The organism is Azotobacter tropicalis (assembly GCF_059739045.1).
In genome coordinates this window covers 498537-520350 of the sequence record NZ_AP046059.1, presented here as the reverse complement: position 1 = coordinate 520350, position 21814 = coordinate 498537, and the positions used below count along the sequence as shown (strand labels likewise).

The following is a 21814-nucleotide window of genomic DNA, read 5'->3' as shown; positions in this document are numbered from 1 at the left end:
GCAATTTTCCCCTCTATCGGGGCTGGCATTTCGTCTGGACTAATATCCGGAGACTGCGACCGGGCCACTTCCCGGCGAGTCAAGAACACTGCGATGCCTGACGCGTACCCATCCATCCGAGGAGAAAACCTATGGAGCTGACGATCAATGGGCAGAAGCACCAGGTGGATGTGTCCCCCGATACGCCGCTGCTCTGGGTCATCCGCGAGGAGTTGGGCCTGACCGGCACCAAGTACGGCTGCGGGGTCGCCCAGTGCGGGGCCTGCACCGTACTGGCGGATGGTCGCCCCATCCGCTCCTGCGTCATGCCGGTGAGCAGCGTGGCCAACCAGGCCATCACCACCATCGAGGCCATCGAAGAAGACCCGGTGGGCAAGCGCGTGGTCGAGGCCTGGGTCGAGCACCAGGTGCCGCAGTGCGGGTACTGCCAGTCGGGCCAGGTGCTGACCGCGACCGCCCTGCTGAAACAAAACGCCAGGCCCGGCGAGGCGGAAATCGCCGCGGCCATGGTGAACCTCTGCCGCTGTGGCACCTACAACGCGATTGCCGATGCCATGCGGCAACTGGCCAAGGGCTGAGGAGATGACGCCGATGAACATGCCTCAGCTTTCCGAAGCCCTGCCCACGGACGGCAAGCCCTGCAATCTCTCCCGCCGCCGGTTCCTGGGGGCCTCCCTGGGCGCCCTGGTCCTGGGCGTCCTGCTGCCCGCCAAGATGGTCAGAGCCGCCCAGAGCCAGGCCTCCGAAATCAAGCCGGGCACCCGTATTCCGGCCTTCCTGGAAATCCGCCCGGACGGCACGGCCCTGCTGCGCAGCCCCTTCGTCGAAGGCGGCCAGGGCATCGACACCGCCTTCGCACAGATCGTCGGCGAGGAACTCGATATCACGCCGGAGCGCTTTTCCGTCGAATGCGCGCCGCCGGGAGCCGACTACCTGCTGGTCAATGGCGCCCGCTTCACGGGCGGCAGCTTCTCGGTACGTTCCAGTTACGAGGTGATGCGCCGCCTGGGAGCCTGCGCACGCCACATGCTGCTGCAGGCCGCCGCCGCCAGGCTGGACGTGCCGCCGGACAGCCTCACCACGCAACCCGGCACCGTGGTGCACGAGGCTTCCGGCCGTACCCTGGGCTACGGCGAACTGGCCGCCCTCGCCGCCGAGCTGTCGCCCCCCGAGCAGGTGCCCCTGCGCGCCAGGAAGGACTTCCGCTGGATCGGCAAGCCCGTGCCGCGCCTCGACGCCCGCGACAAGTCCACCGGCAAGGTGGCCTACAACATCGACCTGGAGGTCGACGGCATGCTCTTGGCGGCTGTCCAGCATGCACCGCGCATGGGCGGCGAGCCCGAGGCCATCGCCAACGAGGCGGAGGTCAAGGCGATGCCGGGCGTGCACTCGATCCATCGCCTGCCCGGCGCCGTCGCGGTGGTGGCCCAACGCTGGTGGCAGGCCCGGCGCGCCGTGGAGTCGCTCAAGGTCGGCTGGAAGGACGCCGCGCCGGGCACCCCGCACGCCATGCCCGCCGATTTTTCCTCCGCCGGCATGCGCGCCGCGCTGGCCGCCGCTCCCGGTCCGGGCATCGCCGCCGAGGAAAGCGGCGATGCCGCCAAGGCGCTGGAGCAGGCCAGCCGTGTGATCGAGGCGACCTACGACGCGCCCTATCTGGCCCACGGCCAACTGGAGCCACCATCGGCACTGGCCCGCTGGAACGCGGACGGCACCCTCGAGCTTTGGCTACCCAACCAGGCGCCGGAGCTGTTCCAGCAGGCCGCCGCCAAGGTCGCGGGCATCGCCCCCGACAAGGTCATCCTCCACTCCTCGCCGCTGGGCGGCTTCTTCGGCCGGCACTTCCTCTACGGCACGGCGAACCCCTTTCCCCAGGCCATCCAGTTGGCCAAGGCCGTCGGACGTCCGGTGAAACTGATCTGGAGCCGCGAAGAGGAGTTCCTGCGCGATGCGCTGCGGCCGATGGGCCTGGCGCGCTTTCGCGCCGGAATCGACGAGAACGGCCTGCCGCAGGCCCTGTACGCCGAGGCCGTCGGCGAGAGCCCCACCGAGCGCTGGTTCGGCCGCCAGCCGGACAAGGCCAACGACGCGGCGGTCGAGGGCATCGCCGAGAAGCCTTACGCCATTCCCAACCGCCGCGTGGCACAGGTCTACCTGGAACACCCGCCCAGCATTGGCTTCTGGCGTTCGGTCGGGCACTCGATGAACGACTTCTTCTACGAGTCCTTCTTCGATGAAGTGGCCGATGCCGGCAAGCAGGACCCGTACGCGCTGCGCCTGCGCCTGTTGGCGGACAAACCGCGGCACAAGGCGCTGCTGCAGGCGGTCGCCGAGCTCTCGGGCGGCTGGAAACGAGGTCCCTTCACCGCCGGCGACGGCAGCCAGCGCGCCCGGGGTGTGGCCATGGCGTCACCGTTCGGCAGCGAGGTCGCCACCATTGCCGAGGTGTCCATCGAAAGCGGCTCGGTGGTGGTCCACGAGGTCTGGGTGGCCTTCGACCCCGGCAGCATCGTCAACCCCGCCATCGTCGAGGCCCAGGTGAAGTCCGCCGTGGCACTGGGGCTTTCGTCCACCCTGCTGGAGGAGGTCGTGTACGAGAACGGCATGCCCCGCGCGCGCAATTTCGGCGCCTACGCCATCCTGCCGCCCGGCCGGATGCCCCGCGTGCATGTGCGCATCGTCGAGAGCGGCGCGCCCATGGGCGGCGTCGGCGAACCCGGACTGCCGAGCGTCCCGCCGGCCGTGATCAACGCGGTGGCCGCGCTCACCGGGCAGCGCGTGCGCAGCCTTCCCCTGTCCAGGACCCGCTTCGCTGGCGCGTGATGCGCCGGCCCGGCCTCATCCCATCCTCCGCTACCCGTAAGGAAACCGCCGACCATGAAGCGTCCCTTCCAGGCCACCTTGTTTCTCGCCCAGCTCTGCACCGGCGCCGCGCTCGCCGATGGCATCGAGGTGATACCCAATGGCGACCAGGCCAGCATGGCGGGCCCGGCCGACTACTTCACCGGCGCCGTCGTGGTCGACATGCTGTTCAGCCCCACGGAATACAGCCAGGTCAGCGGCGGTCACGTCACCTTCGCGCCGGGCGCCCGCACGGCCTGGCATACCCATCCACGCGGGCAGACGCTGATCGTCACCTCCGGCAAGGGCTGGGTACAGGAATGGGGCAAGGAAAGGCGAGTGATCGAGCCGGGCGATGTGGTGCGGATCGCCCCTGGCGTCAAGCATTGGCACGGGGCTACCGCCAGCAACGGCATGCGCCATATCGCCCTCCAGGAGGCCGTCGATGGCAAGAATGTCGAATGGCTGGAGCAGGTCGGCGACGAACAGTACAGGCAGTGACGCCCACCCTTGCGAAGCGCCCGGCTGCTCTCCCTTGCCATCCGACGGCAGCGCTGCCGTCGGGTTCAGCGCTGCGGCCTCAGCGCTCGAGCTTGCGGATGGTGACCTTGAAGGCTCCCGGGCGACGCAGGAGTTCGACTCCGGAATCCAGCGTGCCCAGCCTCACCAGGCCGCTGGAGTAGCGAAAGTCCTTGTGGAAGATGGCGAGGTTTCCCCACGGAGCGTAATAGGCCAGATCGCCAACCTTGGGGGTGATACCGGCGGGCGCGCCGCTGGTCGACAAAGGCTTCGGCAGATCGCTGATCTTCTCCGTGGCGGCATAGTCTTCGAGCATCAGCGAAAGCGGCAGCAGAGAGGCAAAGTCCCTGGCGGCCTCGCTATCCTCGAGTGTCGCGGTGATGGTGGTTCCCTCTATCTCGATGCTGATCTGCATGCTGTTCTCCTGGCGAAGGACGGGCGATCGCGTGTCAGGATGATCTGTGCCAGTGCCCGTTCCGGCGTTGGCCGAAATCGTCGCCATGGAGGCCATCAAGGCCGCTATCGGTAGTAACCGCGCTCTGAAAAGCCTGACCGGCATGGCGCCTCCTGGAGTTCTCTCGTCGCGGCGCCATCTATATATGAAATCCGCCACGCATTGATCCGCTGGCAGCGAATGAAGCCATGAATAGCGCTCATGAATGGAGCCGAGGGAGCGTGATTGCGCTGTGGCACTGACCTGGCCCAGCCTACAAGTACGAGTCAGGGCAAACATGCTTTAGCGAGTGGCAAGTCGCGTCTTCAGACGAGCCGGGCATCGAGGGAAAGTTTCTCTACCTGAAAATCGCCCGATCGGCCGCATGGCACGCCAGGTTGAACAGGACATCCCGCCGCATGGGTTCTTCCTCTTCGCGCCACACAGTCGGTCGGCCGCACATCGGCAACGTGGCAGTATCCGATCCCTCTATTACGGTAGCTGAATCGATTTAACAAACTCAGTTCCGCTCCTTGCAGCCAAGGAGTAGAAGTCACTGGTGATCGCTCAGTGATATTGCTGTGGAGGTCTGCCATGGATGTTGAACTGCACTTCTGGACGTTGCTCTCGATGGTCGCCATTGCCGGTGTGGTGTGGGAGGCACGGGCCAGGTGACCACCCCACGCTGGCTAACGGGTTCAGTCCCGACAGACAAACCTCTGCCTGCCCGCTTTGACCCTGGCTTTGTTCGACCGCCGATCAACCGCCCTCTGCGTGGAAGGCTGCTCCGGAACAACGCCAGGGGAACCGCCACCCACTGCTCGTCGAAGCGCACGCTCCGCGCGCCGTTATAGAACGCGATACCGCGTCTGAACTGGAGGGGTTCTTCGCACGTACATCGCATGGTGATTGCTCTTGCCAGCCGGCCTTGGCTACACGCGGAGCGCGGCCGTGCTTTCCGAGCCTACTGCAGCGAATGCCTCGACGATAGCGTCGATGACCACCCGGACCCTGGCGGTATGGCGCACGTCCTTGTGGGTCACCAGCCAGATGTCGTAGGGCGGGCATGCGCGCGCGGGCCACAGACGCAGCAAACCGTCGGCCTCGCCGAGCGGCAGCGGGATCTCGCCGATGCCCAGGCCATTGGCAACCGCGCGCCTCACCAGCAGGCCGGAAGTGCAGGTCATGGCGATGCGGCCATGGGTGATGGGTTCGGAAGCCAGGGTCACTTCTTTGCCGCTGTCCAGATACGGCTGGTAGAGCACCAGGTCATGCCCGGCGAATGCCGTGCCGGGCTCGGGCATACCGCGAGCCTGAACGTAGTCCGCCGAGGCGAAGATGGCACTGCTCCAGCGCGCGACGCGACGCACGATCAGATCGGGGTTCTCCGGCTTGAGGGTGCGCACCGCGATGTCCGCCTCGCGCTTGCTCAGATTGAGCAGCTGGGTCGAGGCCTGCAGCTGCACCTCGATGCCGGGATGCGCCCGGTGCAGGCGGGCGATCGCCGGGATGACGATATCGATGGCGAACGAGTCCGTGGTGGTGATCCGCACCACGCCGCTCATGCGCTCATCCATGCCGAGGATTTGCCGCTGCAACTCGGCAGCTGAAGCCTCCATGTTCAGCGCTGCGGCCATCGCCACTTCGCCGGCGGCCGTCAGGCTGTAACCGCCGGAGGTGCGAAGGAACAGGGTGGCGCCCAGGGCGTGCTCCAGGGAGGCCAGCCGGCGTCCGACGGTGGCCTGGTCGACACCCAGCACCCGGGCCGCGCCCCGCAGGGTCTGCTCGCGACACAGGGCGAGAAAGATCCGTGCATCGTCCCAGTTCATGAGGAGTCCTCGGTGATGCAAATTTGCATGTATGGCAATTGAAATCGCTGCATTATTTCAGCAATCAGCGCCCTTATGCTCCCCCTATCGCCACTGACTGCGCGTCTCGACAGGCGCAAGGGGGTCATCATGAATGCCGAACGCTCCTCTCTCATTACCAACCGCCCTTCGCCATGGCTGCCGATCTGGGCCGGTCTGTGCGCCAGCCTGGTCGGCATCGGCCTTGCCCGCTTCGCCTATACCCCCCTGATGTCCGCGCTGATCGAAGCGCACTGGTTCTCGCCATCGGTGGTGGCCTACCTGGGGGCGGCCAATCTCGCCGGCTATCTCATCGGCGCGCTGGGAGGACGGCCGCTCGCCGCCCGCTGGTCGAGCACCGGCGTGCTGCGCGCCATGATGGTGCTGGTGGCCCTGTCGTTCCTCGCCTGCGCCGTACCGCTGTCCATGGCCTGGTTTTTCGGTTGGCGCCTGCTGTCCGGCATCGCCGGCGGGGTGATCATGGTGCTTGCGGCAAGCACCATCCTGCCGCATGTCGCGCCGAACCGTCGCGGCCTGGCCAGCGGCGCGATCTTCCTCGGCGTCGGCCTGGGCATCGCCGGCTCGGGCAGCCTGGTGCCGTTCCTGCTCTCCTTCGGCCTGTTGCAGGCCTGGCTGGGCCTGGGCGGGGTAGCGCTGCTGCTGACCGCCACCAGCTGGTTCGGCTGGCCTCGGGAGAACCCGCATGCGCCGGCCAGCTCGAGCGCATCCGCCGTACGCGGCTCGACGGGCATCTACGTGCTGTTTGCCCAATACGCGCTGATGGCCGCCGGGCTGGTGGCGCCGATGATGTTCCTGGTCGACTACGTCAGCCGTGGCCTCGACGCCGGCAGCCATAGCGGCGCGCTGATCTGGACGCTGTACGGGGTGGGCGCCATCGTCGGGCCGGTGGTGTACGGTTTCCTGGCCGACCGCTGGGGCGCGCGCTCGGCGATCCGCCTGGTGCTGCTGGCCCAGGCCGCTGCTCTCGCGGTACTGGCGACGGTCGCCGACCTGCGCCTGCTGGCCGTCGCGGCGCTGGTGATAGGCTCGTTTCCGCCCGGCATCGTGCCGCTGGCGCTGGCCCGCGTACATCAGCTGGTCGCCGACCAGCACCGGCAGAACGCCACCTGGAGCCGTGCCACCGTGTCCTTCGCGAGCTTCCAGGCCCTGGCCGGCTACGCCTATTCGGCGCTGTTCTCCGCCAGCCACGGCCAGTACGCGCTGCTGTTCTCCGTCGCCATGGGCGCCATTGGCCTGGCCTTGGCGCTGGATCTGCTGCTGGTATTCAAGGAAATCGTCCGCCCTTCCACGGGAACCGGCGCGACCACGGCTGATTGAATATGAAATGTGTATAAATACATTACGAATACGCCATTGATGGCAAAGAAGTGTTCAATATTCTTGAAGGGGAAGTCTTCCGGGTCTTGCGCTGCCAGGCTCGGGACTCTCGCACGGCCATAAAACAGCGAGCCCCAACGAATGAAACAACCACGAACGCTCTACGACAAGCACATCGACTCGCACACCCTGTGCCCGCTCGACGACGACGGCCACGTACTGCTCTATATCGACCGCCAGGTCCTCAACGAATACACCAGCCCCCAGGCCTTCAGCGGTCTGCGCGAGGCCGGACGCAGCGTCTGGCGTCCGGAAACTGCGCTCGCCGTGGTCGATCACGTCAACCCGACCGCGCCGCAGCGCATTGCCGCCATGCCCGACGATGGCGGCGCCCGCCAGGTGTCCTACCTGGCCGAGAACTGCCGCGATTTCGGTATCGAGCTGTTCGATGTGCTCGACAAGCGCCAGGGCATCGAGCACGTGGTCGCTCCGGAACAGGGCTTCATCCTGCCCGGCATGGTGGTCGCCGCCGGCGACAGCCACACCACCACCTACGGTGCCCTGGGCGCCTTCGGCTTCGGTATCGGCACCTCGGAGATCGAGCACCTGCTGGCCTCGCAGACCCTGGTCTACAAGCGCCTGAAGACCATGCGCGTGACCGTGGAGGGCACGCTCGGACTGGGCGTGGTGTCGAAGGACATCATCATGGCGCTGATCGAAAGGATCGGCGCTTCCGGTGCCACGGGCTATGCCATCGAGTTCGCCGGCTCGACCATCGATGCGCTGAGCGTCGAGGCACGCATGACCATCTGCAACATGGCGGTCGAGGCCGGCGCCCGGGGTGCCTTCATGGCTCCGGACGACAAGGTCTTCGCCTACGTGAAGGACAAGCCCCGCGCACCGAAGGGCGAGCACTGGGAGCAGGCCGTGGCCAAATGGCGCGCGCTGAAAAGCGACGAAGGCGCCGTGTTCGATTGCGAGGTCTCGATTGACGCCGCGGCCATCCAGCCGATGGTCACCTGGGGCACCAGCCCGGACCAAGCCGCCCCCATCGGTGCCCGGGTGCCCGATCCGGCCTGCGAAGAAGACCCGATTCGCCGCCGAGACCTGCAACGCGCCCTGGACTACATGGGGCTCGAACCCGGGCAGCGGCTCGACGAAATCGCCATCAGTCATGCCTTCATCGGCTCCTGCACCAATGCCCGCATCGAGGACCTGCGCCAGGTCGCCGAGGTGGTCAAGGGCCGCCAGGTCGCCTCCGGCGTGCGGGCGATGATCGTGCCCGGCTCCACCGCCGTACGTGCCCAGGCCGAAGCCGAGGGATTGGCGAAGATCTTCCTCGCCGCCGGCTTCGAGTGGCGCCAGTCCGGCTGCTCCATGTGCCTGGCGATGAACGACGATGTGCTGGACGCCGGCGATCGCTGCGCCTCCAGCACCAACCGCAACTTCGAGGGGCGTCAGGGCGCCGGTGCGCGCACGCATTTGATGAGTCCGGCGATGGTCGCCGCCGCCGCCCTAGCCGGTCGCCTGACCGATGTCCGCTCGCTGTCTCCGGAGGCCTGAAGCATGGAACCCTTTCTCACCGTCAGCGGCAAGGCCGCGCCCTTCCTCGCCGCCAACGTCGACACCGACGTGATCATGCCCAAGCAGTTCCTCAAGGGCATCGACCGCAGCGGCCTGGATCGCGGGTTGTTCTTCGCCCTGCGCTTTCTCGAGTCCGGCGCGCCGAACCCGGAATTCATCCTCAACCAGAGCCCCTGGCAAGGCGCGAAGTTTCTGGTGGTCGGCCCCAACTTCGGCTGCGGCTCGAGCCGCGAGCATGCGGTCTGGGGCCTCAAGCAGCTGGGTATCCGCGCGCTGATCGGCACCAGCTTCGCCGGCATCTTCTACGACAACTGTCAGCGCAACGGCGTGCTCACCATCAAGCTGGAAGAGGATGAGCTGCGCGAGCTGGGCCGGGTGGTCGGCCAGCCGGAAAGCAACCAGATCTCCGTCGATCTACCGGCCCAGCAGATCCGCCTGCAGGACGGCCGGGCCATCGGCTTCCGGATCGATGCGCTGCGCAAGGAGGCGCTGATCCAGGGACTGGATGCCATCGGCAGCACCCTGCAGCGGGCCGAGCAGATCCGCGCCTTCGAACGCCGGCACCTGCAGGAAAACCCCTGGCTCGCCTGACCCCTGCCCATGAACCGCGCGCCGTCCCCGGCGTCGCGGTTCGCAGCGTGCGTCCGTAACCTGCCTACAGGGAAATTCCCTTGAAGTGCTGCTCGAGGAATTCGACGCAGACCCGCAGCTTCGCCGAATTGGCCAGCCGCGTCGGATAGACCGCCCAGACATTGGCGCTCTGGGTGTAATCGTGCAGCACCTGCACCAGCCGCCCCTGCTCCAGCAGCGGCTTCACATCCCACAGCGAGCGCAACAGGATGCCCCGCCCGTGCAGCGCCCACTCCAGCACGATCTCCCCGTTGTTCGACGACAGCGGGCCGCTGACGCGCACGCTGATGGGCTTGTCATTGCGTGAAAGCTGCCAGACGCCGAAGGAATTGTTGCGCTCCTTGAGTACCAGGCAATCGTGGCGTTGCAGGTCGTCCAGGTTGGTGGGTGTACCGCACCTCGCCAGATAGTCCGGCGTGGCGCAGAGCACCCGCTTGTTGCTCACCAGCCGCTTGCAGATGTGCTGGCTGGGCAGATCGTCACCGACCCGGATCTCCAGGTCGAAGCCCTCGCCGACGATGTCCACCACCCGGTCGAACACTTCCAGGCGGATCTCCAGTTCCGGATAGCGCTCGGCGAGCAGCGAGATGGCCGGCGCCACGTGGTTGCGCCCGAAGCCGAAGGTACTGCTGATGTGCAGCAGACCGCGCGGCGTCTGCCGGACCTGGGACAACTCGTCGAACAGGTCGTCGAGGTCACCCAGGATACGCACCGCCCAGCGCTGGGCGCGTTCGCCGTCCTCGGTCAGAGCGATGCGCCGGGTGGTGCGATGCAGCAGACGCGCCTTGAGGGTCGACTCGAGGATTCGAATGCGCTTGCTGACATAGGCCGGCGACAGCCCCAGCTCTTCCGCCGCCGCGGCAAAGCCTTGCTTGCGGATCACGGTGAGGAAGACGCGCAGGTCTTCGGGCAGGGGCAATTGGTCACGTACTGTGCTCATTGGATACCTATCTGGCCGGTTTTCGCACGGAGGGCGGAAGATAACAGCCGAGAGCCGGGCAAACCTCCGTTTCCTATCCCAACCAAAGGCTCCCCAAGCAGTCTTTCGAGCTTTCGCCACTGCATGTTTTCGTCGGCAATCGTGCCGCAATACGGCGGTTTAATACACATCTCATGAACAGTCAGATCACAATTCCACCCTTGATGGCCGGCTGCAAAAACCTAGGATGGAGAGCGCAATCAATGAGGAGTGACTGCCATGTTCACCGATTTCCAGAAAGACACGCGCCAGGTCAATGGCGTGCAGATCGCCTATCGCATAGGGGGCAGCGGACCGGGTCTGCTGCTGCTCCACGGCCACCCGCAGACCCATGTCATCTGGCACAAGGTCGCACCGGCGCTGGCGCGGCACTTCACGGTGGTCGCTGCCGACCTGCGCGGCTACGGCGACAGCGAGAAGCCCGAGGCCGATGCTGATCAGGTTGTCTATAGCAAACGCGAGATGGCCTGCGACATGGTCGAGCTGATGGCCTCCCTGGGACTCGCCCAGTTCGACCTGTTGGCCCATGACCGCGGCGCGCGGGTTGCCCACCGGCTGGCACTGGACCATCCGGCTGCGGTGCGCCGTCTGATTCTGCTGGACATCGCACCGACCTTGGCGATGTACAGGCAAACCACGGAAGCCTTTGCGCGTGCCTACTGGCACTGGTTCTTCCTGATCCGCCCAGCCCCCTTGCCGGAAACCCTGATCGAGGCCGATCCGGAACTTTATCTGCGCAGCGTGATGGGCAGCCGCAGTGCCGGCATGCGCCCGTTCACCGACGAGGCCTTCGCCGAATACCTGCGCTGCCTGAAGCTGCCCGGCACCGCGCATGGAATTTGCGGCGACTACCGCGCCAGTGCCGGCATCGACCTGGAGCACGACCAGGCGGACCTTGAGGCAGGGCGCTTGATGGTCACGCCGCTCCTGGCGTTGTGGGGCGGCGACGGCACGGTAGGCAAATGTTTCGACCCGCTGGCCGAATGGCGCAAGGTGGCCGACGACGTACGCGGCAAGCCGCTGCCCGCCGGCCATTACCTGGCCGAAGAAGTCCCCGAACTGCTGCTCGAAGAAGTGCTCGCCTTCCTGCTCTGAAGCCGGAGCCCTCCCCCATAGCGCTTATCCAGTCCAGTGCGTGACCACGCGTCCCCGCACTACGGGAGTCTTTTATCCGCCGCCAGGCGCGGCGCTACCAGGACAACAACAATGACAATCAAGAAGCTACTCGGCACCCTCTACGTTCAGGTCGTCATCGCCATCGTGCTAGGCATTCTGATCGGGCATTTCTGGCCACAGACCGGCACTGAACTCAAACCCTTGGGCGATGCCTTCATCAAGCTGATCAAGATGATCATCGGCCCGATCATCTTCTGTACCGTGGTTTCCGGTATCACCAGCATGCAGGACATCAAGCGGGTCGGCCGGGTCGGCGGCAAGGCCCTGCTGTACTTCGAGCTGGTTTCCACTGTGGCGCTTATGATCGGCCTGCTGGCGGCACACCTAGTGCGTCCCGGCGATGGTTTCAACGTCGACGTGCATAGCCTGGATGCCAGTGCCATCTCTGGCTACGTGAGTCAGGCCTCGCATGGCGAGGGCATGGTCGGCTTCCTGATGCACACGATACCCAGCACCTTCTTCGATGCCTTCGCCAAAGGCGAGATCCTGCCGATCCTGATGGTCTCGGTGCTGTTCGGCATCGCTCTGGTGCTGATCGGCGAGCGCGCCCAGCCGCTGGTCGAGTTGATCAACCAGGCGTCCGAAGTATTTTTCCGCATCGTCGGCATGATCAGCCGGGTGGCGCCACTCGGCGCGCTGGGGGCGATCGCCTTCACCGTCGGCAAGTACGGCTTGGGTTCGCTGGTGCCACTGCTCAAGTTGATCGGCACCTTCTACCTTACCGCCTTCGTCTTCGTCGTCTGCGTGCTCGGCAGCATCGCTAGGCAGGCCGGGTTCAGCATCTTCCGCCTGCTGGGGTACATCAAGGCCGAGCTACTGATCGTGCTGGGCACCAGTTCCTCGGAGTCGGCACTACCGCAGTTGATGCAGAAGCTGGAGGACGTCGGTTGCTCGAAAGGCGTGGTCGGCATCGTGGTGCCTACCGGCTACACCTTCAACCTGGACGGCACCAACATCTACATGACCCTGGCGGTGCTGTTCCTGGCCCAGGCCTGCAACATCCCGCTGACCCTGGAACAGCAACTGACCCTGCTGATAGTGACGATGCTCACCTCCAAGGGCGCCGGCGCAGTGGTCGGGGCCGGCTTCGTCGCTTTGGCCGCGAGCCTGGCCACGGTGCCCACGGTGCCGGTCGAGGCGATGGTACTGATCCTGGGGGTGGATCGTTTCATGGCCGAATGCCGGTCGCTGACCAACATCATCGGTAATGCAGTCGCGGGGGTAGTAGTTGCCGCCTGGGAAGGCGAGCTGGACCGCTCGCGCCTGGGGCCGATCGCCTTGAAGCGCGATCGTCGCCTGCTCACGGGAGTTGCTCAACGCGATTGAGCCGTTGGGCGGTAGTTAGCAGCCTGTTGAAACTCTCCACGATGAGCGTGACTACTGTTGGCAGCAGTGGTCACGCTCACATAGGGCTTGCGCAAGGCATCGAGTAGGGGACGGCAGGACTTCTCGCCCAAGAGTTCCCCGAACCCTTCTGGACGAGCAGATCGAGCGTGTCGTCAGCACGATACTGAAGACGCTCCCCAAAGGCGCCACCCACACCGGCTGGTGCGCCGCCCGCCAGCACAGGCGAGGCCGGTTCCGCTCCACGCGGGCGCTGGAATACGCCATCCGGGCTACATCGCCGAGCACAACGCTCAGGCGAAACCCTTCGGGTGGATCAGGGACAGCCGATGGAATCCTGGTTTCGGCCGCTTCTTATGCAAACGAATTTCTAACCAACATCATTAGTTAACCTTAACAAAACAGTCAGTTAACGTTAACCAGTGTGTGTGTTAGGATCGCGCCCGCTTTTAAACACGAAAGGAAACATGATGTTACTCATCGACCAACGTATTCGGCGATCGCTCGTCAGCGGGATCGCGGCGACGACACTGTTCAGCAGCGCCACGGCAGCCGTTGCGGCTCCCCACCTGGAACCCGGCCCCGAGCCCACCGTGCACACGCAGCAGGCATTCGCGCCCGAGTCCAACTTCACCGCGAAGTGGACTCGTGCCGACGCGCGTCAGATCAAGCGGATGTCGGACCCGCGGGCCGTCTCGCGCCAGAGTTCGATGCCCGCGGCATACACCATGCCCAACGTCCCGCAGGACTTCCCCGACATGTCGAACGGGCAGGTCTGGGTGTGGGACTCCTGGCCCCTGACCGACGCCAACGCGAACCAGTACAGCGTCAACGGGCAGGAGATCATCTTCTCCCTCGTCGCCGACCGGAACCTCGGCTTCGACGATCGCCACGTGTTCGCGAAGATCGGCTACTTCTACCGCCCGGCCGGCATCCCCGCCAGCCTGCGGCCGGCGAACGGCGGCTGGACCTACGGCGGTCTCGTCTTCGACGAGGGCGTCACCGGCCAGATCTTCAAGGACCAGTCGTACAGCCACCAGACGCAGTGGTCGGGCTCGGCGCGCATCTTCCCGAGCGGCGAGATCAAGCTGTTCTTCACCGATGTCGCGTTCTATCGCGACGCCGCGGGCAAGGACATCAAGCCGTACGACCCGCAGATCGCGCTCAGCGTCGGCAAGGTGCACGCCAACAAGGAAGGCGTGAAGTTCACCGGCTTCGACAAGGTCATTCCGCTCCTGGCGGCCGACGGTACCTACTACCAGACCGGCGAGCAGAACCCGTACTTCAACTTCCGCGACCCGTTCACCTTCGAGGACCCGGCCCACCCGGGCGAGACCTTCATGGTCTTCGAGGGCAACTCGGCCATGCCGCGAGAGTCCGCCACGTGCAACGCGGAGGACCTCGGCTACCGGGAGGGCGACCCCTACGCCGAGACCGTCGAGCAGGTGAACGCGTCGGGTGCGACCTACCAGATCGGCAACATCGGTCTGGCGAAGGCGAAGAACGCCGACCTCACCGAGTGGGAGTTCCTGCCGCCGATCCTCTCGGCGAACTGCGTGACCGACCAGACCGAACGGCCGCAGATCTACATGAAGGACGGCAAGTACTACCTCTTCACCATCAGCCACCGCGGCACCTACGCGGCCGGCCTCGATGGCCCCGAGGGCGTGTACGGCTTCGTGGGCGACGGTATCCGCAGCGATTACCAGCCGATGAACCAGGGATCCGGGCTGGTGCTCGGCAACCCGACGAACCTCAACTTCAACGGCGGGTTCCCCTTCGCTCCCGACTACAACCAGCCCTTCGGCCACTTCCAGTCGTACTCGCACTACGTAATGCCGGGCGGCCTGGTGCAGTCGTTCATCGACACGATCGGCACCGAGGGCAACTTCCGGCGCGGCGGCACCCTCGCACCGACTGTGAAGATCGACATCGAAGGGGCATCGTCGGCGGTCGACTACTCCTACGGTACCTACGGCGGCGGGCTGGGTGGCTGGGCCGACATCCCGGCGAACCTCAATGTGAATCCGGGCGGCCAGAATCAGCCGCAGAAGAAGTAACGGATCTCACGAACAGGCGCCCGGCTGGATTTCCAGCCGGGCGCCTCGCTGTGTGTGCCCGGGATACTGTCACGTTGCCGGAGCCGACCTGAGCGGCACGCACCAAGGCCTTCGCGGCTTGGGAACGGGTGACGCGTGCTCCGATGCCCGGACGTCTTGCCGCGTGAGCTCATCGGTCACGTTTTCGCTCGGCTGCACATCAACACCGTGACAGTACCTCCTCCAGATGACCGGCTTGACCTGCGTTCGGGGTGGGGTTATATTGTTGATAACGTTAACTCTGGTAACGGATTCCGCCCTCCGCAGAATCCATCCCAGGCCATCCATCGAATGTGTCGGAAAGTAGCCCTTCGTGAAGACCGACACGTCTTTCGCGTTCCGGCATTGCCGTTTCACCTCCCTCGCCGATGCCGAGCGGCCCACGCAGCGCTGCATAGTCCCGGGCATGCACGGTGGCTGCGCCATGACGTGGATATGAAGGGCTACCTGACCGCCTGGGTTCCGGACACCCAGGCCAAGGAGTGAGCCTGCTCGTCGCCGAGCGGTTCGCTTGAAGGAGCGGCTCGCCAGCGGGCTGCCCCCTGACCGAAATTCCGATCCGCACCGTTTCGAGACGGCTTTACGCATGTTGAATGACCTGATTAGGCAGCGGATAGCCGCCACGACGCTCCCCAAAGCGATCAGCATGATTTTGCTGGCAGTTGCCTCGATCCAGGCGGTGGGGATCGCCAGAACGCTCTTTTGGCCCGAGTCATCGACCGCCGTGGCGCCAGCCAAGCCACGAGAGGCGACGCCGGGCGATATGCCGATGCTGGATCTCAAGGCAATCCAGCAGGCCGAACTGTTCGGCCCGCTTGTGGAAGAGACAGCGCAAAAGGCGCTTGCGACGCAGGTGAAAAGCCGTCTGGACGTCAAGCTTCTGGGTGTCGTCAGGGGCTCCCAGGGGAACGCTTCCGTGGCCATTCTCGCGGAAGCCGGCCGGCAGCGCGCCTATGCCGTCGACGACAGGCTGTCCGTCAACAACGGCGCCAGGGTGGCCGAAATCCTGGCGGATCGGGTGGTGCTCGAGGTATCCGGCCAACAGCAATACGTCGAGCTGGAAAGGCCCACCATGAACAACGCGAGGATTTCCGTCGTCACCACGGCGCCCGGTCAGACAAGCCGATCGCTGCAACGGGACGAAGCCGAGGCGGCTGACGAGGGTACTCGGCTCATCGCGCGCCGGGACAAGCGGACGCGGGATGCCGAAATTGCTCCCTGAGCCGCTCTTTTGCAGAGAGATACAGACCGGGATGATGACCTGTCGATCAGCCAGCCGTTTCGTTTCAGTCGCCTTGCTGGCGCTGCTGGCAGCTGGCTGCACCCCCTTCGGAAAGAACCTGCGCTCCGCCCCGCCCGAGGGGGCATCGCGAGAGCGGGCGCTCTACGACGAGAGCATGGAACTCATCCAGTCCCGCCAGCCCGAGGCGGCGGCGACCCGACTGGTAGAGCTGCTGCGCACCGACCCGCAGGGCGAGCTGCGCATCGAGGCGGCGCTGGCCCTGGCCTACAGCCAGCTGCAGCTCGACCGGCCGAAGGAAGCCGCCCGGATAGCGACTCGGGTGATCGAAGAAAATGCCGAAACAGCGCGTATGGACTATGCGCTCTATCTGCGCGCCAATGCCTTGCTGGCCCTCCGCCCCGCCCCCTCGGCCGCGCAGGTTCGTCAGGCAGCAGAAGATCTCGAGCGCCTGAGACAGCGTTACCCCGACAGCCAATACGCCGAACGCGCCAAGGAAACGCTGGCCAAGGTCGAGGAACGTCTGGCGGACAACGAACTACAGGCAGCCAGGCTCCAGTCGCAGCGCAATCAGCCCGTCGCGGCGCTGAACCGCTGTCGCTACATCATCGAGCGCTATCCCGATAGCGCCGCCGTCAGCGGCGCACTGGAGCTGATGATCAACGCTTATCGGCAACTCGGCCTGAATGAGCTGGCCGACAGTACCAGGGCGATACGCAAAGGCAGCGTGCCACCCTAGGGTCTGAAAAAGACTTTTTCTGGAAATCACGAACCAATAATCGCCATGCGGCTTACAGGGCATGTGATCTCGTGAAAGTGAGGCTTTTCGGAGTTTCCCGAGAAATATTACGGATGGATCCGTTTAACGCGACATTTCATGGTTTGACGAATAAACGGATACAGCAGTGCATTCTAGATACCCATTCACTTCTGACTTATCTGCCTCAGGATCTTCTCGATACGCAGATGCAGTGGTTACCCAGTCGATGGGGGGTGAAAGCAGGACAGCGTCCTTCTCAGACCTACACCAGCCGACGTACGCAGGCAGACCGGGAAAACTGTCTCTCAAGGCGCTTGTCGCGTCATTACTGTTCACTTCGTGGTTGATGGCATGCCCGGCCGGGGCCGACGACTACAGCCTCGACATGCGCGACACCGATATTGCGGAGTTCATCGCCAGCATCGGAAAGCTCACCGGCAAAACCATCGTCATGGACCCGCGCGTCAAGGGAAAGGTCAGCATCAGCACGCCGAAATCGGTGACGAAAGAGGAACTCTACGAAATCTTTCTGGTGCAGCTCGGCGTCAACGGATACTCCGTCATCAATGTCGGAAAAGACATTCTGAAGGTGATTCCCCAGCAAGGCGCGAAACTGGAAGGGATCGAAGTTCAGGGTGGCGGCCCTACCCTGCCACGTACCAGCGAAAAGATCGTCACCCGTGTCGTTCAGGTGCAAAACGTCGACGTAGCCGCCCTGGTGCCCACCCTGCGTCCGCTGGTGGACAACCAGAGCGGCATCATCACGCCCTACCCCGCCTCCAACGTCATTCTGATCACCGACCGCGAGGCCAATGTTCGGCGGCTACTGGAAGTCATCGAGCGGGTGGACAAGGCCGACAGCGACGATACCGAGATCATCTGGCTGGAGCATGCCTCCGCACCGGAAGTGAGCGAAACCCTGAAGGCCCTGGTCCGCGAGCAGACCAAGGGCAACGAGGGCTCGCGCCTGATGCCCATCATCAAGGCGGATCCCCGGACCAACAGCCTGTTGATCCGGGCCGACAAGTCGAATCGCGAGTATCTCCGCCAAGTCATCAGGGAACTCGACAGCGAGGTCCAGACCGACAACAACACCCGGGTCCACTACCTCAAATACGCCAAGGCCGAAGACCTGGCGGAAGTGCTGGAAAAGATCAGCGGCATCGTCAGCGAAGAGAAGGACAAGGCCTCCCCGGAGGAGTCCGCCGGGACCAATCAGGACGCTATCCATATCAAGGCCCACGAGGCGACCAACAGCATCGTCATGTCGGGCAGCCCGAGGATCATTCGCGATCTCGGGCAGTTGATCGATCAACTCGATATCCGCCGCGCCCAGGTCATGGTGGAAGCGATCATCGTCGAAATGTCGGAAGAACGCGCCAAGGAACTGGGCGTCCAGTGGCTGCTCGCCGATCGCAACGGCAGCGGACGGGCACTGGCCGGAACCAACTTCACCAATCTCGGCAATGGCCTCAACAACATATTGGACGCCACCTCCGATGGCGAGCAGTCGGTGGCAGGCGCACTGCGAAACGTCGGCGGCCTGACTGCCGGCGTGGGGCGCTTCAGCGGTTCGGGCCTGAACTTCGCCGTGCTCTTGAAGGCGCTGCAGGACGATACGAAGTCGAACATTCTCTCCACCCCCAGTCTGCTGACCCTGGACAACCAGGCGGCCTCCATACTGGTGGGCCAGGAAATACCCGTGTCCACGGGTTCGACGCTCAGTAACGACAACGACGCGAACAACCAATTTCGGACGATCGAGCGCAAGGACGTCGGCGTCAAGCTGCTCATCACCCCGCAGATCAACGAGGGCGGTGCCGTGCAACTGCAGATCGAACAGGAAGTCTCCTCGCTGGGCGCGGAGGTGGGCGATGACGGCGTCAGCTTCAACAAGCGTCAGATCAAAACCGCCGTCCTGGTCGATAACGGTGCGACCATCGTCCTGGGCGGATTGATCGACGACGACATCCGCGAAGCGGGATCGAAGGTGCCCGGGCTGGGCAGCTTGCCGGTGGTGGGTCGCCTGTTCCGCTCGGACGGCAGCCGGATTGCCCGTCGCAATCTGATGGTCTTCATACGTCCCACCATCATTCGCGACCAGGAGATGCTGACCTCGGTCAGCAGAGCCAAATACGGCTCCATTCGGGACAGACAACTGACAGACAAAGACAGTGCCGTGGAGCTGTTTCCGGAAGAGGCGCCGGCCGTCCTGCCCGAGTGGACGGGGCTCGGCCCCACCTCGATCAACGTGTTGCCGCCCAAGAAGTAAACGGACATGGTCGATTCAGCGATTCCCGTCGCAGAGCAGGCGGATGCCACGACTCTGCCCCCGCGGCTGCCGTTCGGCTTCGCCGATCGCTATCGGCTGGTCGTCGAGCCCGAAGCGGGCCGCCTGAGCTGTTACCACATCGAGCAGACGCCTCTCGAGGCGATCCTCGAAGCCAGGCGTTTCCTCGATGCGGAACTGACGCTGGTGCCGGTCACGGCCGAGCAACTGGAACAGCGCCTGGGAAGGCTCTACCAGCAGAGCGGTCAGGCCGACATGCAACTGATCGAGAAGATCGGCGACGACGACGATCTGTTCGAGCTGATCGACGAATTGCCGGAGAACGAAGACCTGCTCGCCGCCGAAGGCGATGCGCCGATCATTCGCCTGATCAATGCGATGCTGACCGAGGCGATCAAGGAAGGCGCCTCCGACATCCACATCGAACCCTACGAAAAGCGTCTGTCGGTGCGCTTTCGCATCGACGGCGTGCTGCGCGAAATACTGTCGCCCAACTACAAGCTGGCCACCCTGCTGACCTCGCGCATCAAGGTCATGGCCAAGCTCGACATCGCTGAGAAGCGTGTGCCGCAGGACGGTCGCACGGCGTTGCGCATCGGCGGCCGCGCCCTCGACGTGCGGGTTTCCACCCTGCCCTCCAGCTACGGCGAACGGGTGGTGATGCGCCTGCTGGACAAGCAGACGGCGCGCCTCAGCCTCAGCGACCTCGGCATGCCCGAGAACACCCACCGGGCCTTCGAGCGCCTGCTGCTGCAGCCCAACGGCGTCATCCTGGTCACCGGCCCCACCGGCTCGGGCAAGACCACTACGCTCTATGCCGGCCTCGGCATGCTCAACAACAGCTCGCGCAACATCCTCACGGTGGAGGATCCGGTCGAATACGCCATCGAGGGCGTGGGACAGACCCAGGTGAATACCCGCGCCGGCATGACCTTCGCCAAGGGGCTGCGGGCGATGCTGCGCCAGGACCCGGACGTGCTGATGATCGGCGAAATCCGCGATGCGGAAACCGCCGAGGTGGCGATCCAGGCGAGCCTGACCGGCCACCTGGTGCTGTCGACCCTGCACACCAACAGCGCGGCCGGTGCGATCACCCGCCTGCGCGACATCGGCATCGACTCCTATCTGGTGGCGTCCAGCCTGAAAGGCGTGCTGGCCCAGCGGCTGGTGCGGCGACTCTGTCAGCACTGCCGCGAACCGGCGCGGATCAGCGAAGAGGAAGCGCAGTGGCTCAACAGGCCCGAACTGGCGGGAACGGATGGCTATCGCAGCCACGGCTGCGAGCAGTGCAACCAGACCGGCTATCGCGGCCGGGTCGGCATCTATGAGCTGGCCGTGGTGGACGCCGGACTGGCGGCACTGATCAACCAGCGGGCCGGCGAACTGGAGATGCAACAGTATTTGAGCAGCAAGATGAATTCCCTGATGGACGAAGCGCGCTTTCTCGTTACCCGCGGCATGACCAGCGTCGATGAAGTGCTGCGCATCATTCGCAGCGATTGACCGCCATGGCCGCCTTCAGCTACTGCGCCCTGACCGCCGACGGCAAGACCAAAAACGGTCTGATCGAAGCCGATTCGCCACGCCACGCCCGCACGCTGCTGCGCGAGCGGGGCCTGCTGCCCACTGCCGTGGAGGCCGCCAGCCCGGCCCGCGCCGCCAGGGCCGGCAGGCTTCGCCTGGCCCGGCCGCTGCCGGCCCGCGACGTGGCGCTGCTAACCCGGCAACTGGCGACCCTGATCGACTCCGGTTTGCCGCTGGAAGAAGCGCTCTATGCCATCACCCGGCAGACCAACAACGCCGTGTTGAAGGCCACCGTGCTGTCCGTGCGGGCGCGGATTCTGGAGGGCCACAGCCTTGCCTCGGCCCTCTCGGAATACCCGCGCAGCTTCAGCGAGCTGTACCGGGCGATGATCACCGCCGGCGAGGAGTCCGGGCATCTGAGCGGCGTGCTCCTGCGTCTGGCGGAATATGGCGAGCGGCTGCAGAAGATCCGCAGCAAGGTGCAGGTGGCGCTGATCTATCCGGTGTTTCTGACGCTGGTGGCGGTGGGGGTCATCGTCTCGCTGATGACCTACGTGGTGCCCAAGGTGGTGGAACAGTTCACCCATGCCGAACAGACGCTGCCGCTGCTGACCCGCTACCTGATTCTGATCAGCGATGTCCTGCAGCAATACGGCCTGCACATGCTCGCGGCGCTGGCAGGCCTCGCGCTGCTGGCGCGCTGGTGGCTGCATGACGCCGGGCGACGTACCCGCTGGCACAAGGCACAGCTGCGCCTGCCGCTGGTCAGCACCTTCGTGCTGGGCCAGCAGTCGCTGCAGTTCGCCCGGACCCTGGCGATCCTGGTCGGCAGCGGCATCGACCTGCTGCACAGTCTGAAAGTCTCCGCCGGGCCGATGACCAACCTCTATCTGAAACAGGCGGTGGTCAACACCGGCGACCTGGTGCGGGAAGGCTGCTCGCTGTCCCGCGCCCTCGAACAGTCCGGTCCCTTCCCGCCGCTGCTGGTGTACATGATCGCCAACGGCGAACGCAGCGGCGAGCTGGAGAAGATGCTGGACAAGGCGGCCGAGAACCAGGAGGCGGAGTTCGAAAGCCGCGTCGCCTGGCTGCTCGGGCTGTTCGAACCCGCGCTGATCCTGGTCATGGGCGGCATCGTGCTGTGCATCGTCCTGGCCATTCTCATGCCGATCCTGGAACTCAACAACCTGACCTCGTTTTGAAGGAGACA

Annotated in this window: 17 protein-coding genes; 14 read left to right on the top strand and 3 right to left on the bottom strand. The window is 64.8% G+C overall.

All coding sequences use genetic code 11. The features are described 5' to 3' along the window. Nucleotides 1-131: 131 nt before the first annotated feature. The 3 genes from Atro_RS02390 to Atro_RS02380 are packed head-to-tail and all read left to right on the top strand — an operon-like array spanning nt 132 to nt 3342. A complete protein-coding gene (locus tag Atro_RS02390) occupies nt 132-578 on the top strand; it encodes a (2Fe-2S)-binding protein (protein WP_497926272.1) in 447 nt (148 codons plus the stop codon). 4 nt (nt 579-582) lie between these two features. Then, nucleotides 583-2823, top strand: a complete 2241-nt coding sequence (locus tag Atro_RS02385; protein WP_497926271.1) for a xanthine dehydrogenase family protein molybdopterin-binding subunit — start codon at nt 583-585, stop codon at nt 2821-2823. A gap of 54 nt (nt 2824-2877) precedes the next feature. After that, nucleotides 2878-3342: a (R)-mandelonitrile lyase gene (locus Atro_RS02380; protein ID WP_497926270.1), complete on the top strand. Its 465-nt coding sequence runs from the start codon at nt 2878-2880 to the stop codon at nt 3340-3342. Between the two features lie 79 nt (nt 3343-3421). Here the strand turns inward: Atro_RS02380 and Atro_RS02375 are convergent, their stop codons facing one another. Then, nucleotides 3422-3775 carry a cyclophilin-like fold protein gene (locus tag Atro_RS02375; RefSeq protein WP_497926269.1) on the bottom strand — a complete coding sequence of 118 codons (354 nt, stop codon included), beginning with the start codon at nt 3773-3775 and terminating at the stop codon, nt 3422-3424. A gap of 950 nt (nt 3776-4725) precedes the next feature. Continuing rightward, a complete protein-coding gene (locus Atro_RS02370) occupies nt 4726-5622 on the bottom strand; it encodes a LysR family transcriptional regulator (RefSeq protein ID WP_497926268.1) in 897 nt (298 codons plus the stop codon). Between the two features lie 129 nt (nt 5623-5751). Between Atro_RS02370 and Atro_RS02365 the strand changes: the two genes are divergently transcribed. From Atro_RS02365 to leuD, 3 genes are all read left to right on the top strand, one after another. Then, entirely contained in the window at nt 5752-6978 is a 1227-nt protein-coding gene (locus Atro_RS02365) for a YbfB/YjiJ family MFS transporter (RefSeq protein WP_497926267.1), read from the top strand. 141 nt (nt 6979-7119) lie between these two features. Next, entirely contained in the window at nt 7120-8541 is a 1422-nt protein-coding gene (gene leuC, locus Atro_RS02360) for a 3-isopropylmalate dehydratase large subunit (RefSeq protein ID WP_497926266.1), read from the top strand. Between the two features lie 3 nt (nt 8542-8544). Then, on the top strand, nt 8545-9153 hold the full coding sequence (gene leuD, locus Atro_RS02355; RefSeq protein ID WP_497926265.1) for a 3-isopropylmalate dehydratase small subunit: 609 nt from the start codon (nt 8545-8547) through the stop codon (nt 9151-9153). A gap of 64 nt (nt 9154-9217) precedes the next feature. Here leuD and Atro_RS02350 read toward each other — a convergent pair whose 3' ends face one another. After that, the gene (locus tag Atro_RS02350) at nt 9218-10132 is read right to left on the bottom strand and encodes a LysR substrate-binding domain-containing protein (RefSeq protein ID WP_497926264.1); all 915 of its coding nucleotides are present in this window, start codon (nt 10130-10132) and stop codon (nt 9218-9220) included. 258 nt (nt 10133-10390) lie between these two features. On the opposite strand from Atro_RS02350, the gene Atro_RS02345 reads away from it, so the two are divergent. The 8 genes from Atro_RS02345 to gspF all read left to right on the top strand — a co-directional run bounded on the left by Atro_RS02345 (nt 10391) and on the right by gspF (nt 21806). Beyond that, the gene (locus tag Atro_RS02345; RefSeq protein ID WP_497926263.1) at nt 10391-11266 is read left to right on the top strand and encodes an alpha/beta fold hydrolase; all 876 of its coding nucleotides are present in this window, start codon (nt 10391-10393) and stop codon (nt 11264-11266) included. A 111-nt stretch (nt 11267-11377) separates the two neighbouring features. Next, on the top strand, nt 11378-12673 hold the full coding sequence (locus Atro_RS02340; RefSeq protein WP_497926262.1) for a dicarboxylate/amino acid:cation symporter: 1296 nt from the start codon (nt 11378-11380) through the stop codon (nt 12671-12673). Nucleotides 12674-13161: 488 nt separating this feature from the next. Beyond that, complete coding sequence (locus Atro_RS02335) at nt 13162-14751, top strand: glycoside hydrolase family 68 protein (protein WP_497926261.1); 1590 nt, start codon at nt 13162-13164, stop codon at nt 14749-14751. 550 nt (nt 14752-15301) lie between these two features. Continuing rightward, the gene (locus tag Atro_RS02330) at nt 15302-16012 is read left to right on the top strand and encodes a type II secretion system protein N (RefSeq protein WP_497926260.1); all 711 of its coding nucleotides are present in this window, start codon (nt 15302-15304) and stop codon (nt 16010-16012) included. Further along, the gene (locus Atro_RS02325; RefSeq protein ID WP_497926259.1) at nt 15993-16769 is read left to right on the top strand and encodes an outer membrane protein assembly factor BamD; all 777 of its coding nucleotides are present in this window, start codon (nt 15993-15995) and stop codon (nt 16767-16769) included. Before Atro_RS02330 ends, Atro_RS02325 begins: the two co-directional genes overlap by 20 nt. 406 nt (nt 16770-17175) lie before the next feature. Continuing rightward, nucleotides 17176-19062, top strand: coding sequence for a type II secretion system secretin GspD (gene gspD / locus Atro_RS02320; RefSeq protein ID WP_497926258.1), 1887 nt, complete (start codon nt 17176-17178; stop codon nt 19060-19062). Nucleotides 19063-19068: 6 nt separating this feature from the next. Continuing rightward, nucleotides 19069-20583, top strand: coding sequence for a type II secretion system ATPase GspE (gene gspE, locus Atro_RS02315; protein WP_497926257.1), 1515 nt, complete (start codon nt 19069-19071; stop codon nt 20581-20583). 5 nt (nt 20584-20588) lie between these two features. Then, complete coding sequence (gene gspF / locus Atro_RS02310) at nt 20589-21806, top strand: type II secretion system inner membrane protein GspF (RefSeq protein WP_497926256.1); 1218 nt, start codon at nt 20589-20591, stop codon at nt 21804-21806. Nucleotides 21807-21814: the final 8 nt, after the last annotated feature.

What these genes read in the sequence shown, in the direction of transcription:
- Atro_RS02350 (WP_497926264.1), bottom strand. Translation starts at nt 10,132, where the DNA reads ATGAGCACAGTACGTGACCAATTGCCCCTGCCCGAAGACCTGCGCGTC.
- gspF (WP_497926256.1), top strand. Translation starts at nt 20,589, where the DNA reads ATGGCCGCCTTCAGCTACTGCGCCCTGACCGCCGACGGCAAGACCAAA.
- leuC (WP_497926266.1), top strand. Translation starts at nt 7,120, where the DNA reads ATGAAACAACCACGAACGCTCTACGACAAGCACATCGACTCGCACACC.
- gspE (WP_497926257.1), top strand. Translation starts at nt 19,069, where the DNA reads ATGGTCGATTCAGCGATTCCCGTCGCAGAGCAGGCGGATGCCACGACT.
- Atro_RS02375 (WP_497926269.1), bottom strand. Translation starts at nt 3,775, where the DNA reads ATGCAGATCAGCATCGAGATAGAGGGAACCACCATCACCGCGACACTC.
- Atro_RS02325 (WP_497926259.1), top strand. Translation starts at nt 15,993, where the DNA reads ATGCCGAAATTGCTCCCTGAGCCGCTCTTTTGCAGAGAGATACAGACC.
- Atro_RS02390 (WP_497926272.1), top strand. Translation starts at nt 132, where the DNA reads ATGGAGCTGACGATCAATGGGCAGAAGCACCAGGTGGATGTGTCCCCC.
- Atro_RS02335 (WP_497926261.1), top strand. Translation starts at nt 13,162, where the DNA reads ATGTTACTCATCGACCAACGTATTCGGCGATCGCTCGTCAGCGGGATC.
- Atro_RS02370 (WP_497926268.1), bottom strand. Translation starts at nt 5,622, where the DNA reads ATGAACTGGGACGATGCACGGATCTTTCTCGCCCTGTGTCGCGAGCAG.
- leuD (WP_497926265.1), top strand. Translation starts at nt 8,545, where the DNA reads ATGGAACCCTTTCTCACCGTCAGCGGCAAGGCCGCGCCCTTCCTCGCC.
- Atro_RS02345 (WP_497926263.1), top strand. Translation starts at nt 10,391, where the DNA reads ATGTTCACCGATTTCCAGAAAGACACGCGCCAGGTCAATGGCGTGCAG.
- gspD (WP_497926258.1), top strand. Translation starts at nt 17,176, where the DNA reads ATGCGCGACACCGATATTGCGGAGTTCATCGCCAGCATCGGAAAGCTC.
- Atro_RS02340 (WP_497926262.1), top strand. Translation starts at nt 11,378, where the DNA reads ATGACAATCAAGAAGCTACTCGGCACCCTCTACGTTCAGGTCGTCATC.
- Atro_RS02380 (WP_497926270.1), top strand. Translation starts at nt 2,878, where the DNA reads ATGAAGCGTCCCTTCCAGGCCACCTTGTTTCTCGCCCAGCTCTGCACC.
- Atro_RS02385 (WP_497926271.1), top strand. Translation starts at nt 583, where the DNA reads ATGACGCCGATGAACATGCCTCAGCTTTCCGAAGCCCTGCCCACGGAC.
- Atro_RS02365 (WP_497926267.1), top strand. Translation starts at nt 5,752, where the DNA reads ATGAATGCCGAACGCTCCTCTCTCATTACCAACCGCCCTTCGCCATGG.